At 73.2% G+C, this 15,448-nt stretch carries 12 protein-coding genes; 8 read left to right on the top strand and 4 right to left on the bottom strand.

Annotated elements, in window-relative coordinates; all coding sequences use genetic code 11:
- The first annotated feature begins 86 nt into the window (after positions 1-86).
- The 3 genes from EDF18_RS07060 to EDF18_RS07050 all read left to right on the top strand — a co-directional run bounded on the left by EDF18_RS07060 (position 87) and on the right by EDF18_RS07050 (position 4,263).
- Positions 87-1,733, top strand: a complete 1,647-nt coding sequence (locus EDF18_RS07060; protein WP_123546991.1) for an APC family permease — start codon at positions 87-89, stop codon at positions 1,731-1,733.
- The gene (locus EDF18_RS07055; protein ID WP_123546990.1) at positions 1,730-3,001 is read left to right on the top strand and encodes a saccharopine dehydrogenase family protein; all 1,272 of its coding nucleotides are present in this window, start codon (positions 1,730-1,732) and stop codon (positions 2,999-3,001) included. Before EDF18_RS07060 ends, EDF18_RS07055 begins: the two co-directional genes overlap by 4 nt.
- 92 nt (positions 3,002-3,093) lie before the next feature.
- Entirely contained in the window at positions 3,094-4,263 is a 1,170-nt protein-coding gene (locus tag EDF18_RS07050; RefSeq protein WP_123546989.1) for an AI-2E family transporter, read from the top strand.
- Here EDF18_RS07050 and EDF18_RS07045 read toward each other — a convergent pair.
- The gene (locus tag EDF18_RS07045) at positions 4,260-4,646 is read right to left on the bottom strand and encodes a hypothetical protein (protein WP_123546988.1); all 387 of its coding nucleotides are present in this window, start codon (positions 4,644-4,646) and stop codon (positions 4,260-4,262) included. The two genes, EDF18_RS07050 and EDF18_RS07045, sit on opposite strands and share 4 nt — an antisense overlap.
- A 432-nt stretch (positions 4,647-5,078) precedes the next feature.
- Between EDF18_RS07045 and EDF18_RS07040 the strand changes: the two genes are divergently transcribed.
- Positions 5,079-5,348, top strand: coding sequence for a GlsB/YeaQ/YmgE family stress response membrane protein (locus EDF18_RS07040; protein ID WP_123546987.1), 270 nt, complete (start codon positions 5,079-5,081; stop codon positions 5,346-5,348).
- 60 nt (positions 5,349-5,408) lie between these two features.
- Here the strand turns inward: EDF18_RS07040 and EDF18_RS07035 are convergent, their stop codons facing one another.
- On the bottom strand, positions 5,409-6,434 hold the full coding sequence (locus EDF18_RS07035; RefSeq protein WP_123546986.1) for a LacI family DNA-binding transcriptional regulator: 1,026 nt from the start codon (positions 6,432-6,434) through the stop codon (positions 5,409-5,411).
- Positions 6,435-6,595: 161 nt separating this feature from the next.
- Here EDF18_RS07035 and EDF18_RS07030 point away from each other — a divergent pair, with 161 nt between their 5' ends.
- The 4 genes from EDF18_RS07030 (at position 6,596) to EDF18_RS07015 (ending at position 12,342) form a co-directional block, all read left to right on the top strand.
- Complete coding sequence (locus tag EDF18_RS07030) at positions 6,596-7,882, top strand: ABC transporter substrate-binding protein (protein WP_123547358.1); 1,287 nt, start codon at positions 6,596-6,598, stop codon at positions 7,880-7,882.
- A gap of 7 nt (positions 7,883-7,889) precedes the next feature.
- Positions 7,890-8,912, top strand: a complete 1,023-nt coding sequence (locus EDF18_RS07025; RefSeq protein WP_123546985.1) for a carbohydrate ABC transporter permease — start codon at positions 7,890-7,892, stop codon at positions 8,910-8,912.
- Positions 8,909-9,850 (top strand): carbohydrate ABC transporter permease, encoded by a 942-nt coding sequence (locus tag EDF18_RS07020; protein ID WP_123546984.1) that lies wholly within the window; start codon positions 8,909-8,911, stop codon positions 9,848-9,850. Before EDF18_RS07025 ends, EDF18_RS07020 begins: the two co-directional genes overlap by 4 nt.
- 158 nt (positions 9,851-10,008) lie before the next feature.
- Positions 10,009-12,342, top strand: coding sequence for a glycoside hydrolase family 3 N-terminal domain-containing protein (locus tag EDF18_RS07015; protein WP_123547357.1), 2,334 nt, complete (start codon positions 10,009-10,011; stop codon positions 12,340-12,342).
- 126 nt (positions 12,343-12,468) lie between these two features.
- Here the strand turns inward: EDF18_RS07015 and EDF18_RS07010 are convergent, their stop codons facing one another.
- Together EDF18_RS07010 and EDF18_RS07005 are read right to left on the bottom strand one after the other, a co-directional pair.
- Positions 12,469-13,938: a hypothetical protein gene (locus EDF18_RS07010; protein ID WP_123546983.1), complete on the bottom strand. Its 1,470-nt coding sequence runs from the start codon at positions 13,936-13,938 to the stop codon at positions 12,469-12,471.
- A gap of 43 nt (positions 13,939-13,981) precedes the next feature.
- Positions 13,982-15,373, bottom strand: a complete 1,392-nt coding sequence (locus tag EDF18_RS07005) for a PepSY-associated TM helix domain-containing protein (protein WP_369878214.1) — start codon at positions 15,371-15,373, stop codon at positions 13,982-13,984.
- Between the last annotated feature and the right edge of the window lie 75 nt (positions 15,374-15,448).

The following is a 15,448-nucleotide window of genomic DNA, read 5'->3' as shown; positions in this document are numbered from 1 at the left end:
ATCCGGTTCATGGGCACGGGCGGCAGCCCGGGCGGTAGTGACACAGGCTCGTTGACACGCCCGGGCCGCGGGACTACGTTCTGGCCATGAGCGGTCCCGACGCTTCTCCCGGCCGCGTGCCGACCTCCTCCTCGCGCCCGGCAGCCCCCGGTGCACCGGCCCCCGACACCCCGGCCCCCGACACCCCGGCCCCCGCCACCTCTGCCCCAGGCACCCCGTCCGCCGGCAAGGGCCTCGCGGCCGGCACCCTCGGCCTCTGGGGCTCGACCGTCATCGGCCTCGCGAGCACGGCGCCCGTCTACTCCCTGGTCGCGACGCTCGGCTTCGTGGTCGCCGCCGTCGGGGCGCAGGCGCCGATCGCGTTCATCGTGGCGTTCATCCCGATGCTGTTCATCGCCTTCGCCTACCGCGAGCTGAACCGGGCCGTGCCCGACTGCGGCACGACCTTCACGTGGGTGACGAAGGCCTTCGGCCCCCGCGTCGGCTGGATGGGCGGCTGGGGCGTCGCCATCGCCGGCATCGTCGTGCTGGCGAACCTCTCGCAGATCGCCGGGCAGTACACCTGGCTGATGGTCGGCGACGGCTCGCTCGCCGAGAACGTGCCGCTGGTCACCGCGACCGGCGTCGTGTTCATCGCCCTGATGACCTGGATCAGCTACCGCGGCCTCGAGCTCGGCGAGCGCGTGCAGAACGTGCTGCTGGGCGTCCAGTACGTGGCCCTCGCGCTCTTCGTCGTCGTCGCGCTCTACAAGATCGCGACGGGCGACGCCCCGAACGCGACCCCGGTCGAGTGGAGCTGGTTCGACCCGACCGCGTTCACCGACTGGTCGGGCTTCGTCGAGGCCGTGCTGCTCGCCCTGTTCATCTACTGGGGCTGGGACGCCTGCCTCGCCCTCACCGAGGAGACCAAGGACCCGCAGCGCACCCCCGGCCGCGCCGCCGTGCTGTCGACGGCGATCCTGCTCGTCACCTACGTCGGGGTCACCGTCGTCGCGATGTCGTTCGCGGGCCTCGGCAGCACGGGCATCGGCCTCGCGAACGAGGCGAACGCCGACGACGTCTTCTTCGCGCTCAAGGACCCGGTGCTCGGCCCGCTCTCGGTCGTGCTCGTCATCTCGGTGCTCGTCTCTGCCGTCTCGTCGACGCAGACGACCATCTTGCCGACGGCCCGCGGCACCCTCGCCATGGCCGTCTACGGCGCCCTGCCCGCCCGGTTCGGCCGGGTGCACCCGAGGTTCCGCACTCCGTCGTTCTCGACCTTCGTGATGGGCGTCGTCGCGATCGTCTTCTACGTCGTCATGACGCTCGTGAGCGCGAACGTGCTGCAGGACTCGATCCTCTCGCTGGGCCTCGCCATCGCCTTCTACTACGGGCTGACCGGCTACGCGTGCGTCTGGTACTTCCGGCGCGAGCTGACGTCGTCGTGGCAGGCGTTCCTGTTCAAGGGGCTGCTGCCGCTGCTCGGCGCGCTGATGCTCACGTACGCCTTCGTGCAGTCGGTGGTCGACATGCTCGCGCCCGACTACGGCTACACGGTGCTGCTCGGCATCGGCGGCACCTTCGTGATCGGCATCGGCTCGCTGCTGCTCGGGGCCGTGCTGATGGTCGTCTGGTCCGCGTTCGCCGAGTCCCGCCCGTTCTTCCGCGGCGAGAGCCTGAACCGCGACACGGAGGTGCTCGTGCCCGACGAGCCCGAGATCTACACGCGTTCCATCGACGGAGGACTGGCATGACGACGGCACCCACCACCCCCGCACCCGGCGACGTCGCCGCGGCACCGGCCCGCATCCTGATCGTCGGCGCCGGAGGCGTCGGCTCGGCCGCCGTCCGCATCGCCGTGCGGCGCGCCTTCTTCGAGCTGCTCGTCGTCGCCGACCACGACCCGGCCCGCCCGCAGGCTCTGGTGGCCTCGCTGGCCGACCCGCGCCTCCTCGGCGCCTCGGTCGACGCGTCGAGCGCCGACTCGGTCACGGCCCTGATCCGCGAACACGCGATCACGCACGTGCTGAACGCCGTCGACCCGCGCTTCGTGATGCCGATCTTCGAGGGCGCCTTCGCGGGCGGCGCGGTCTACCTCGACATGGCGATGAGCCTGTCGAGGCCGCACCCCGACGAGCCGCACGCGCTGACCGGCGTCAAGCTCGGCGACGAGCAGTTCGCGCAGGAGGAGCGGTGGCGGGACGCAGGACGACTCGCCCTGGTCGGCATGGGCGTCGAGCCCGGCATGTCCGACGTGTTCGCGCGATGGGCGGAGGACGAGCTGTTCAGCGAGATCGACGAGCTCGGCGTGCGCGACGGCGCCGACCTGGTGGTCAGGGGCTACGACTTCGCTCCCTCCTTCTCGATCTGGACCACCATCGAGGAGTGCCTGAACCCCCCGGTCGTCTGGGAGGAGGGGCGAGGCTGGTACACCACGGCCCCGTTCAGCGAGCCCGAGGTCTTCGACTTCCCCGAGGGGATCGGCCCGGTCGAGTGCGTCAACGTCGAGCACGAGGAGGTGCTGCTGATGCCCCGCTGGACGAGCGCGAAGCGCGTCACCTTCAAGTACGGGCTCGGGCAGGAGTTCATCGACGTGCTGAGGACGCTGAACAAGCTCGGGCTCGACAGGACGGCCCCGGTCGACGTCAAGGGGGTGCAGGTCTCGCCGCGCGACGTGGTCGCGGCCGTGCTGCCCGACCCGGCGACGCTCGGCGACGTGATGTCGGGCAAGACGTGTGCGGGCGTCTGGGTGCGGGGCACGGGCAAGGACGGCAGGCCGCGGTCGACGTACCTCTACCACGTGGCCGACAACGAGACCTCGATGCGCGAGTACGGCTCGCAGGCCGTCGTGTGGCAGACGGCGCTCGGTCCGGTCATCGCCCTCGAGCTGCTCGCCACGGGCGTCTGGTCGGGCGTCGGGATCCTCGGGCCAGAGGCCTTCCCGGCCGGGCCGTTCCTCGACTTGCTCGCGTCGCCCGAGGGGCACGACTCGCCGTGGGGGATGGTCGAGAAGCCGATCTGAGCGGCGACGCGGCGCGACCTCGGCGCAGCCGCGTCGGCCCTCCTGCGGCCTTCCGTCGGCCCTCCGGCGGCGGCGACCGCCAGGATGGTCGGATGGCCCTCTCGCACCGTGCCCGCTCCGTTCGCCGCTCGACGGCGCCGTCCGGTGCGTCCGGCCCGTCCTACGCCTCGTCGTCCGCGCGATCGACCGCCTCGCGTGACGAGCCGACCAGCCCGCTGCGGCGCCCCGGCGCGTTCCGCTTCGGCCTGATCGCGACCCTCGGCGGCGGGCTCGGCGTCGGCATCATCGTCGCCCTGATGGCGCTCTCGACGATCCTCGTCTACATCGGCCTCGCGTTCTTCCTCGCCCTCGCCTTCGAGCCCGTCGTGCGGCGCCTCTCCCGGGCCGGCGCCCCGCGCTGGGTCGGCGTCGTCGTCTCGATCGTGCTCGTGCTCGGCGCGGTCGTCGGCATCCTCGCCGCGGTCGTGCCCGCGCTCGTCGAGCAGGTCGGCCACGTGATCCGCACGGCGCCCGCCGCCCTGCAGGACATCTCGCGCCAGCCGTGGGTGCAGCAGGCCGTCGAGACCCTCGGCCTCGAGGTCGACGTCGACGACGCGGTCGCCGCCGTCAGCTCGTACCTGCTCGACCCCGACCGCCTGCTCGCCCTCGGGGGCGGCGTGCTCGCCGTCGGACAGGGCATCACCAACGGCATCACCGCGGTGATCATTGTCGCCATCCTCACGATCTACTTCGCCGTGACGCTGCCGCAGATGCTCCGCTCACTGAGCCGGGCCGTGCCGCGCAGCCACCGCGAGCGCGTGATGGACATCTCGGACGAGATCTTCCTGTCCGTCGGCCGCTACGTCGCGGGGCAGGTGGCGCTCGCCGCGATCAACGCCGTCTTCGTCTTCGTGGTGCTGACGATCGCCGGCGGTCCGGTGCCCGTGCTGTTCGCGGCCCTGGCGTTCCTCGGCGCGCTCATCCCCGTCGTCGGCACCGTGGTCGCGTACGCGATCATCATCGCGGCGACCCTCAGCGTCTCGCCGGTGACCGCGATCGTCGTGGGCGTCGTGCTGCTGGTCTACGCGCAGATCGAGGCGTACGTGCTCACGCCGCGGGTCATGTCGAAGGCCGTGGCCGTGCCGGGGGCGCTGGTGATCGTCGCGGCGTTCGGCGGGGGAGCGCTCGGCGGCGTGCTCGGCGCGCTCGTCGCGATCCCGATCGCCACGGCGGGGGTCGTCGTGTTCGAGCGCGTCGTCGTGCCGCGACAGCAGAAGTCCTAGGGAGCGTCCGGCTCGGGCGGGCGGGTGCGGAGCGGCGCGTCGTCGCCGGACTCCGCGGCGTGCTCCTCCTCGTCGACCGAGCTGCCGGAGGCGGCGTCGACGAAGCGCGCCCCGCCCACCGCGGCGGCGCGGCGCACGAGCTCGGCGACGAGCGCCTCGTCCTCGGGCTCGAGCTCGTCGTCGGGGGCGGTCTCGATCATCAGCTGGCTGGCGGGGCCGAGCAGCAGCTCGGCGGTGGCCGCCGAGCCGTGCTCGTCGCTCGTGGGCACGTCGACGATGTCGGTCGTGCCGTTCTGCCCAAGGGCCGCGGCGTAGGCGATGACGGCCTCGGCGATCGCGTCGCCCGTCATCACGCGGTTCTCGCCGTAGACGATGTACTTCATGGTCCCCCTCGGTAGGCCTCCAGCATGCTCTGGCGAGCGTGTGCGCGCTCGCAGGAGGCGCCTCCTGCGACGAGCGGGAGAGTCACCCCATCGGGGGGTGCCTCGGCTCCGAAGACATGCCCGGGTGTTCCCTAGGCACCCTGCGCGGCTCGCGGCCGCGCGCCTCCGGGAGCCCGAACTCCCGGCGGACGCCGAGAGCCCCGACTCTCGGCACGGGCTCCTGCGTCAAGGGCGACGCACGGGCCTGCCAGGGGGCTCGCCCGGGGCGCCGGCGCAGGACACCTGCCGTTCACCTACTCTTCGTCCGATCAGTGCACAAGGGGGTGTTCCTGACCAATTCCGGACAAAGCGCCTGGCTGGGAGCAAGCTGGTGGTCGACCTCGGGTCGCCTGCCCCGAAGCGGCCCCTCACCTTCTTACGAAAGGGCTCATCATGGGCTTCCTCGCCTTCATCCTCCTCGGCCTCATCGCCGGCGCCATCGCCAAGCTCATCCTCCCCGGCCGTCAGGGCGGCGGATGGCTCGCCACCCTCGTCCTCGGCGTGATCGGCGCCCTCATCGGCGGCTGGATCGGCGGCGCCGTGTTCGGCGTCGGCTACGACGGCTTCTTCTCCATCCAGAGCTGGCTCATCGCCATCGTCGGCGCCATCGTCGTCCTGCTCATCTGGGGCCTCATCACCGGTCGTCGCGGCGCCAAGCGCTGACTCGACCCGCAGCAACCGAAGGCCCCCGTCGCTCTGCGGCGGGGGCCTTCGCCGTCCCCGCTAGCGGCTCGCCGGCACCGACACCGGCCCCGTCGTGCCGCGGACGACGAGCTTCGTCGGCAGCTGCACCTCGGGCCGGTCGATGACCCCGCCCTCGAGCAGCGTGAACAGCATGGTCGTGGCCACCGTCCCGAGGCGGTGCATCGGCTGCCGCACGGTCGTCAGCGCCGGCTGCTCCCGCGAGGCCTCGGGGATGTCGTCGAACCCGACGAGGCTGAGGTCGTCGGGCACGCTCAGGCCGAGCTCGTGGGCCGTGCGCAGCACGGCGATCGCCGACAGGTCGTTGGCCGCGAACACGGCGGTCGGGCGGTCGGCCGCCCTGACGTCGAGCAGCTCGCGGGCGGCACGGCGTGCGGCGCCCATCTCGAAGTCGCCGTCACGGGTCAGCGCGGGGTCGCGCACGATGCCCGCCGAGCGGAGCGCGTCGGCGTAGCCGGCCTCGCGCAGCGACGCGGAGCGCAGGTCGGGCCGCCCGGCGAGGAACCCGATGCGCCGATGCCCCAGGGAGACGAGGTGCTCGACCGCCTGCACCGCGCCTCCTCGGCTGTCGGCCTCGACGCTCGGCAGGTCGGCACGCCCCTTGTGCGGGTCGACCGCGACGACCGGCACGCTCGTGGTCGTCGTCAGGACCGACGGGGTGACGAGGATCGCGCCGTCGATGAGCGTGCCGCTGAGGCGGCTGAGCGAGCGACGCTCCCAGCCGTCGGCGCCGCCCTGGTGCGCGCCGCTGTAGGCCAGCAGGTCGTACTCGGCGCCGAGCTGGCGCACGGCGGTGCCGACGCCCTTGAGCACCTCCGAGCTGAACGGCTCGAAGTCGGCCACGAGCACGCCGATCACCCCGGTGCGGCGGGCCCGCATGCTGCTGGCGACGAGGCTCGACTCGTAGCCGAGCGCGTCGACGACGGCCATCACCTTGGCCGTCGTCTCGGGGGAGACCCCGTACCGGCCGTTGACCGCCTTCGAGACGGTCGCGAGCGAGACGCCCGCCGCCGCGGCGACGTCGTGGATGGTCGGACGAGCGTTCACGAGCGCGAGCCTAGCCCTGTCGAAATGGTTTTCGAAAACGTTTGACACCCTTTTGGCCATTTCTGACACTGGTCCCACGCAGCACATCGGAGCGCTGCGTCACGGGCCGACCACGGCCGCTCAACGACGAGGAACAGGTGGCAACGATGGCGAGCAAGACGATGACGACGAGGCGACTCCTGGCAGGGTCCGCAGCCCTGCTGGTGGGAGCCGGCCTGCTGACCGGCTGCAGCGCAGGCGGCGGCGGAGGCGGCGCCGACGACGGCACCCTCACCCTGTGGCAGAACTCCACCACCGGCCCCGGCCAGGACTTCTGGACGAAGGCGGCGGCCGACTTCACGAAGGCGAACCCCGACGTCGCGATCGACGTCCAGACGGTGCAGAACGAGGACTTCGACAGCAAGCTGCAGACCGCCCTCAACTCGGGCGACGCCCCCGACGTGTTCCTGCAGCGCGGCGGCGGCAAGCTCCAGGCGATGGTCCAGGCCGGCCAGGTGAAGGACATCACCGACGGCATCTCGGACGACGCTCGCGCCGACATCAGCGAGGGCACCTTCGGGGCCGGCTCGATCGACGGCAAGGTGTACTCGATGCCGATCGCCGTGCTGCCCGGCGGCTTCTGGTACAGCCAGGACGTGTTCGACGCGGCCGGCATCACGACGCCCCCCACGACGATCGACGAGCTCGACGACGCCGTCACCGCGCTGAAGGACTCGGGCACCCAGCCCGTCGCCCTCGGCGGCAAGGACGCCTGGCCCGCCGCGCACTGGTACTTCTTCTTCGCCCTGCGCGCCTGCAGCAGCGACACGCTCGAGCAGGCCGCGACCGACCGCGACTTCAGCGACCCGTGCTGGGTCGACGCGGCGCAGGACCTCGCCGACTTCCGCGACACCGAGCCCTTCAACGAGGGCTTCCTCACCACGGCCGCCCAGCAGGGCGCCGGCAGCTCGGCCGGCCTCATCGCCAACAAGCAGGCCGGCATGGAGCTGATGGGCGCGTGGGACCCGGGCGTCATCGCCTCGCTCACGCCCGACGCGAAGCCGCTGCCCGACCTCGGCTGGTTCCCGTTCCCCGCGATCGACGGCGGCGACGGCGAGCCCGGCGCGATCATGGGCGGCGTCGACGGCTACTCGTGCTCGGCCGGCGCACCCGACTCGTGCGTCGACTTCCTGAACTACCTGGCCACCCCCGACGTGCAGGAGGCGTACTACGAGGCCTTCAACGCGCCTCCGGTGAACACGGTCGCCCAGCAGGCCGTCACCGAGCCCTACCTGCAGGAGGTGCTGGCCGCCTACAACGACGCCCCGTTCGTCTCGCAGTGGCTCGACACCGTCTACGGCCTCAACGTCGGCAACGCGATGAACGTCGCCGTGGTCGACCTGCTCTCGGGCGACGGCACGCCGCAGGAGTTCGTGGACGCCGTCGACGCGGCCGCCAAGAAGGCGTAGGCCCCTCGTGAGCCTCCGCGAACCCCCCGTGCGGCCCGCCGCACCAGCCGGGGCTCACGCCACCGCCGGGGGCGAGGCAGTCGCCTCGCCCCCGGCGGCCTCCCGGGCCGTGTCCCGGCAGGGGCGTGGTGCCCGCGGCCTCGAGATCGCGCTGCTGGTCGGCCCGGCCCTCGTGGTCTTCCTGGCCTTCGTGGTCTTCCCGATCGTGATGGCCGCCTACTACGGCTTCTTCAGCTGGCAGGGCTTCGGCCCGCCGACCGACTTCGTCGGGTTCCGCAACTACCTGACGATCTTCCAGGACACGACGTTCCTCGACGCCCTGCGCCACAACGCCACGATCGTGGTGCTCTCGCTGGTGCTGCAGGGGCCCGTCGCGATCGGCCTGGCCCTGCTGCTCAACCGCAAGCTGCGCGGGCAGTCGCTGATCCGGGTGCTGATCTTCGTGCCCTACGTGATCAGCGAGGTCGTCGTCGGCACCGGCTGGAGCCTCATGCTCCAGGGCAGCGGCGCCGTCAACGACGTGCTGACGAAGGTCGGCCTCGGTGCCTTCACGCAGGACTGGCTCGCCGACCCGAGCATCGCCATCTGGACCCTGCTCGTCATCATCACCTGGAAGTACGTCGGCTTCGCCGTGATCCTGTTCCTCGCCGGCCTGCAGGGCGTGCCCGAGGAGCTCAGCGAGGCGGCGGCGATCGACGGCGCGAGCTGGTGGCAGATCCAGCGCCGCATCACGCTGCCGCTGCTCGGCCCGACCCTGCGCATCTGGGCGTTCCTGTCGATCATCGGCTCGCTGCAGCTGTTCGACCTCGTCTACATCATCTGGGGCCAGTACATCGCGGCCACCGCCGGCACGTCGACGATGGCGACGTACATGGTCGCCAACGGCCGCACCTCGGGCAGCTACGGCTACGGCAACGCCGTCGCCGTCGTGCTGTTCCTCATCTCGCTCGTCGTCGCCCTCGTCTACCAGCGCTTCGTGCTGCGGCGCGACACGGCCGGCGCCCTCACCACGTCAGGAGACGAGTCATGACCGCGAGCACCCTGCCCGCCCGCCCGCGCGGCGCGGCGGGCCCGGACGGCGGAGACGCGGGCACACGGGCGCGCACGCCCCGGTCCACGGCCGACCGGCCGACCCGCAGGAGGCGCGGCATCGCCGACCCCGGACGCGGCGTCGCGTACGTGGTCGCGGCGGTCGTCATCGTGGCGATGCTCGCCCCCGTGGCGTTCATCGTGATCGGCGGCTTCCGCACCAACGCGCAGATCACGACCGACCCCTCCGGGTTCCCGAGCCCCTGGCAGGTCGGCAACTACCTCGACGTGCTGACCGGCGGCACCTTCTGGCGGCAGGTCGGCAACTCGCTGATCTCGGCCGGCGCCACCACGATCGGCACGGTCGCCCTCGGCCTCGCCGCGAGCTACGTGCTGGCGCGCTACCGGTTCGCCGGGCGCGGGGTGCTCTACGCGCTCTTCGCCGCCGGGCTGATGTTCCCGATGACCGTCGCCATCACGCCGCTCTACCTCGTGATCCGCGACCTCGGGCTGACGAACTCGCTGGCCGGGGTGATCCTGCCGCAGATCGCCTTCGCGCTGCCGACGACGATCATCATCCTCGTTCCGTTCCTGCGGGCGATCCCCGACGAGATCGAGGAGGCCGCGTTCATCGACGGCTGCAGCCGACTCGGCTTCTTCTTCCGCATGGTGGTGCGCCTGTCGCTGCCGGGGGTGATCACGGTCGGCATCCTCGCCTTCATCGGCGCGTGGAACTCGTACCTGCTGCCGCTGTTCATCCTCAACGACCCGTCGACGTTCACCCTGCCGCTCGGCGTGCAGGCGTTCTCGTCGCAGTACTCGGTCGACACGGCACGGGTGCTCGCCTTCACGGCGCTGTCGATGCTGCCCGCGCTGATCTTCTTCAGCCTGTTCGAGCGCCGCATCGTCGGCGGCCTGACGGGGGCGGTGAAGGGATGACCATCGAGATCCAGCACGAGACGGATCGCCACGGGGACGACGGCCGGCCCGACGGGCGTGCCGGGGGCCGCGTCGGGGGTCGAGCCGAGGAGGCGCGGGCCGCGACGAGCGCGACCGGTCTCGTCCTCAGCGACCGCGTCCGCCGCCTCCTCGACGACATGTCGCTCGACGAGAAGCTGGCCCAGCTGGTCGGCTGGTGGGTCGACCAGGGCGGCGGCGCCGTGGCGCCGATGCAGGGCGCGATGACCCCCAGCGACGACTACGGAGCGGCGACCGAGCACGGCCTCGGACACCTGACCCGGGTCTACGGGACGCGACCGGTCGACCCGGTGCAGCGCGCCTCCTGGCTGTGGGAGGAGCAGCGCCGGCTGCGCACCGAGACGCGTCTCGGCATCCCGGCGATCGTGCACGAGGAGTGCCTGACGGGCCTCGCCGCCTGGCAGGCCGCGACGTTCCCGACGCCGCTCGCGTGGGGCGCCTCCTTCGACCCCGACCTCGTGGAGCGGATGGCGGCGCTGATCGGCGGCTCCATGCGCGAGCTCGGCGTGCACCAGGGCCTCGCGCCGGTGCTCGACGTGGTCCGCGACCCGCGGTGGGGGCGCGTCGACGAGTGCATCGCCGAGGACCCGTACGTCGTGGGCACCGTCGGCACCGCGTACGTGCGCGGCCTCCAGTCGGCCGGGGTGCACGCCACGCTCAAGCACTTCGTCGGCTACTCGCTCTCGGACGCGGGCCGCAACCACGCCCCCGCGAACGTCGGGCCGCGCTACCTCGCCGACGTGCTGCTGCCGCCGTTCGAGATGGCCGTGCGCGACGGCGGGGTGCGCTCGGTGATGAACTCGTACGCCGAGGTCGACGGCGTGCCCGTCGGCTCGACGCCCGAGTACCTGACCGACCTGCTGCGCGGCGAGTGGGGCTTCGACGGCGTCGTCGTGTCCGACTACTTCGCGGTGGCGTTCCTCGAGGTGATGCACGCCGTCGCCGCCGACCGCGGCGAGGCCGCCGCGCTCGCCCTCGAGGCGGGCATCGACGTCGAGCTGCCCACCGGCGACGCCTACCTCGCCCCGCTCGCCGAGCGCGTGCGGGCCGGGCTGGTCGACGAGACGCTGGTCGACCTCGCCGTCGCCCGCGTGCTCGCGGAGAAGGAGGAGCTCGGCCTGCTCGACGAGGCCGCGCTCGACGCCGCGGAGGCAGCCGGGCCGCCGACCGAGATCGACCTCGACAGCCCGGCGCACCGCGCGGTCGCGCGCCGCCTGGCCGACGAGTCGGTCGTGCTGCTCACGAACGACGGGGTGCTGCCGCTCGGCGGTGGCGGTGGCGGTGGCGGTGGCGGTGGCGCCGGAGTCGGCGTCGACCCGAGCGCCGGCCCGGCCCGTGTCGCCTTGATCGGCCCGAACGCCGACAGCGCCGAGGCGCTGATGGGCTGCTACTCGTTCGTCAACCACGTGCTGGCGCACCACCCCGGGGTGCCCACGGGCATCGCGGTGCCGACCGTGGCGGAGGCGCTCCGCGAGGAGCTGCCCTCCGCCGAGCTCGTCGTCGTGCCCGGCTGCGAGGTCGAGGGCGCTCTCGACGCGGACGCCCGCTCGGGCATCGACGAGGCCGTCCGCGAGGCAGCAGCCTCCGACGTCGCCGTCGTCGTGGTCGGCGACCGCGCCGGGCTCTTCGGCCGCGGCACCGTCGGCGAGGGCAACGACGTCGAGAGCCTCGAGCTGCCGGGACCGCAGCGCGACCTCGTGGAGGCGGTCGTCGCCTCCGGCACCCCGGTCGTGCTGGTCGTGCTGTCGGGTCGTCCCTACGCGATCGGCTGGGCGGTCTCCGGGCCGTCCGCCCCGGCGGCGGTCGTGCAGGCGTTCTTCCCGGGGGAGGAGGGCGGCCCCGCGATCGCCGGCGTGCTCTCGGGCAGCGTCGTGCCCTCGGGCCGGCTGCCCGTCTCGCTGCCGCGGTCGGCCGGCGCGCAGCCGTTCTCGTACCTGCACCCGCCGCTCGGCGGCCCGAGCGAGGTGACGAGCGCCGACAGCACCCCGGTGCTGCCGTTCGGCCACGGGCTCTCGTACACGACCTTCGAGCGGACGGGGCTCGTCGTCGAGGGTGCAGGCTCGGGCGCGGGCGAGGTGCCCGCAGGAGGAGCGTTCACCGCGACCGTGACGGTGCGGAACACGGGCGGCCGGGCCGGCGTCGACGTGGTGCAGCTCTACGCGCACGACGTCGTCGCCTCGGTGACCCGGCCGGTCGCGCAGCTGCTCGGCTACGCCCGGGTCGAGCTCGAACCGGGGCAGGAGGCGCGGGTGACGTTCCACGTGCCCACGCAGCGTCTCGCGTTCAGCGACCGCCGGATGCGGCGCGTGGTCGAGCCCGGCGCCGTGGAGCTCTGGGTCGGTGCCTCGTGCGCCGAGCGCGAGACGCAGGCGGCGCTCGCGATCACCGGGCCGGTGCACCTCGTCGGGCTCGACGACGCCCGCGTGGTCGCGGTCGAGGTCGAGCTGCGCTGAGCCCGCTCGTGCGGGCGTTCGCTCGTGCGCTCGTGCGTGCGTGCCGAGCTGCACCCCTCGACCGGCGCTGCACCCCGTGATCCGGGGGTGTAGCGCCGGATCGGTGGCGTAGCTCGCGTCGGACGCTCAGCCCGCCCGCGGCTGGTGCCGGACGCCGGGGAAGCGCGCGTCCAGCTGCGCGTCGATCGCCTCCGCGAGGACGTCGCCGACGTCGATGAACACCGTCTCGGCGGCGTCCGACATCGCCGACCCCAGAGGCTCGCACCGGTCGAGTGGCTCGTCGCCCCCTGCGCCGACGAGCCCGCGCTGCACCAGCACCTCGACCGCGTCCACCAGCAGCCCGACGGTGTGGCCGTCCCGGCCGAGGGCGTCGAGCACGTCGCCCAGCACGAGGGGCGCCACGGCGTCGAGGGTGTGCGGCCACAGATCCTCCTGCTCCGGGTCGTCGAGCAGCTCCCACCACCCCGTCGTGAGCTGGTGGAGCAGGGCCGGCTCCACGGACGAGAAGAGCGTCCTCCAGGGCGGCGTCCCGGCCAGGTCCTGCAGCGACGTGGGCAGGCCGGGCGAGCTCCGGGCGACGGCGGCGCCGATCCGCGTCCGGGCGAAGGGCGTCGCGGTCCGGAGCTCGGCCCGTCGCTGCTCCGACTCGACGATCGCGGCGTACCAGGCGGGCAGGTGCTCCGGCGAGCGGGGGTGCGTCTCGAGATCGGAGACCCACTCCGCGTCGCCGGGCCGCGCGTCCGCGGCACGCTCGGGCGCGCGCCAGCGGTCGGTCGCCTGCAGGTGAGTGTGCGGCCGCGTGTCGGGGTTGAGCCGCAGGTCGAAGGAGGCGTCCGGGAAGACGGTGAGGAACGCGCTCAGCCAGGCGCCCCGAGCCGGGTCGGTCGTGGTCTCCCGCAGCTCGCGGAGCAGGTCGTGGACCCTCGCCCCCACGAGCGGGTCGCCGCGGTGCACGGTGCCGTCACGCAGCAGGGTCGTGCCGGTGCTCCAGGAACTCCGGTCGAGCACGACGAACTCGTGGTCGGTCCGCGACCAGGGCAGGCCCCGGTGCGCGTCGACGACGTCCATGGCGAGCTGGCGGACGAGGAGGCGCGCCTCGCCGCGCGTCCCGGGCTCGAGCAGCTCGTCGTCCGAGCTCACGGGCCGCCGGACGGCCTTCGTCAGCCACGCCGGCGTGTGCCTGCGGGACCGGGGGAAGTCGGCGAGGTCCAGCACGAAGTCGCTGTCGTAGGGGAGCGGCGGCACCGGCCACGCGCCCGCGCGGGCGGTGTCGCGGAGGAACTCCGGCCGGCCGTCGTGGTCGTAGGAGAACGTCTCGTGCACCGTCTCGCCGGAGAGCCTCCGGCTCACGTGCAGCGACGCGACGAACCAGGCACCCCGGTCGGCGTCGGCGGTCTCGCGGCGGAGGTCGACGAAGGTCGACCGCAGTTCGTCCGGCACCGGGACGAGCCGGCGCCCGTGCTGCGGGTGCGACGCGAAGATCCGGCAGGTCGTGATGCCGGCGACCTCGCCGAAGACGACGTCGAGGCCGTCCCACGGGACGCGGCCGGCCGCGCGTCGGGCGAGCTCGACGACGTCCTGTTCGAGGGGGTGCACGGACCCACGGTACCGACTGACCCGCCGGCGTGTCCCGGCACCGCTACGCGCGGGTGCGGGCCGCCGTCACGAGGGCGTCGACCACGACGAAGACCACGAGCCCGAGGCCGACCATCGGCAGGAACAGCCCCACCACGAGGCCGACGGCGACGACCGCGACGAGGCCCTGCCACGGGGCGCGGACGAGGGCACCTGCGGGAGCAGGGCGTCCGGCACGGAGGCGGCCCGCGCCTCCTGCGGGGCCTCGCCGCCACCACATCAGGTAGCCGAACACGACCATCGCGGCGACCCCGAGGGCCGTGACGACCAGGAGGAGCTGGTTCGGCAGGCCGAACATGGTGCCCATGTGAGTGTCGACGCCCCAGCGGGCCAGCTTCGCCATCAGCGGGTGGTCGGCGAAGTCGGTCCGGTCGACGACGGCGAGCGTGGCGCCGTCGACCGCCGTGGAGTCGACCTGGGTCGGCCAGCTCCGCTTGATCTCGGTCACGGTCCAGGCGCTGTCCGCGTCGGCGGGCGGCTTGATCTCGACCAGGCCGGTGTCGACGTTCACGGTCCGCGCGACGGCGAGCACGTCGTCGAACCGGGCCGGGTCGACGTCGGAGACGCCGGGGGCGGCCGCTCCGTGGTGGCCGGCGTGGGGGTCGGCCGCGACGTCCGCGGCGTCGGGGGCAGCGCCTCCTGCGGTGCCGGTGGACTCGGCCGGCAGGGCGGTGTCGAGCGTGGGGGCGGTCCAGCTGAGTGCGGCGCGCAGTGCGGTGACGTTGTCGCCGGCGTGCTGGGACCAAGTGATGCCCGTCGCCGAGAGGAACAGCGCGCCGACCGTCAGCACGATGCCGACGGATGCGTGCCAGGAGAACAGCCGACGCAGGCCCGTCGCGCGCACGTCGGGCCGCACGAGGTCGCGCCGCGCCCGTGCACGGGCCTGTCCCGGCCCACGTGCGCGCAGGCGGCGGGCGATCCACAGGCCGAGGCCCGCCAGCACGACGACGCCGAGCCAGCTGGCGGCCAGCTCGCTGTAGAGACGGCCGACGTCGCCGAGCCCGAGGCTGCGGTGCAGGTCGGAGATCGTCGTGCGCAGCGGCAGCGACCCGCTCGTGCCGTAGACGGGCAGGTCGCCGCGGATCTCCGCCGTCGCCGGGTCGACGAAGATCGCCCGGGTCTGGCTCTCGATCAGGTCGTCGCCCGTGAAGAGCACCCGCGTGGTGTCGCCCGGCTCGGGTGCGGGACGCACGGCGACGAGCTCGCCGCCGTCCCCGACCACCCGCTCGGCTGCCTCGACCTGGTCGGCGAGCGGGAGTGCCGGCCCGGTGCCCGGAGCCGTCAGCTCGTCGGCGTAGACGACCTGCTCGAGCGTCGGCGCGAGCGCGTAGGCCGCACCGGTCAGGGCCGCGACGAGGATGAACGGCCCCACCACGATCGCCGCCCAGAAGTGCAGGCGCAGCAGCAGCGGGCCGAGCCAGCTGCCGATCCCGCCGGGTGCGACCCGTTCGGCGCGGGGCGCCGGGAGGGC

Origin of the sequence: Frigoribacterium sp. PhB107 (assembly GCF_003751515.1) — a bacterium.
In the GTDB taxonomy this organism is placed as follows: Bacteria; Actinomycetota; Actinomycetes; order Actinomycetales; family Microbacteriaceae; genus Frigoribacterium.
This window is presented reverse-complemented; position numbering and strand designations above follow the sequence as displayed.

What these genes read in the sequence shown, in the direction of transcription:
- EDF18_RS07040 (WP_123546987.1), top strand. Translation starts at nt 5,079, where the DNA reads ATGGGCTTCCTCGCCTTCATCCTCCTCGGCCTCATCGCCGGCGCCATC.
- EDF18_RS07055 (WP_123546990.1), top strand. Translation starts at nt 1,730, where the DNA reads ATGACGACGGCACCCACCACCCCCGCACCCGGCGACGTCGCCGCGGCA.
- EDF18_RS07030 (WP_123547358.1), top strand. Translation starts at nt 6,596, where the DNA reads ATGACGACGAGGCGACTCCTGGCAGGGTCCGCAGCCCTGCTGGTGGGA.
- EDF18_RS07060 (WP_123546991.1), top strand. Translation starts at nt 87, where the DNA reads ATGAGCGGTCCCGACGCTTCTCCCGGCCGCGTGCCGACCTCCTCCTCG.
- EDF18_RS07045 (WP_123546988.1), bottom strand. Translation starts at nt 4,646, where the DNA reads ATGAAGTACATCGTCTACGGCGAGAACCGCGTGATGACGGGCGACGCG.
- EDF18_RS07015 (WP_123547357.1), top strand. Translation starts at nt 10,009, where the DNA reads ATGTCGCTCGACGAGAAGCTGGCCCAGCTGGTCGGCTGGTGGGTCGAC.
- EDF18_RS07050 (WP_123546989.1), top strand. Translation starts at nt 3,094, where the DNA reads ATGGCCCTCTCGCACCGTGCCCGCTCCGTTCGCCGCTCGACGGCGCCG.
- EDF18_RS07020 (WP_123546984.1), top strand. Translation starts at nt 8,909, where the DNA reads ATGACCGCGAGCACCCTGCCCGCCCGCCCGCGCGGCGCGGCGGGCCCG.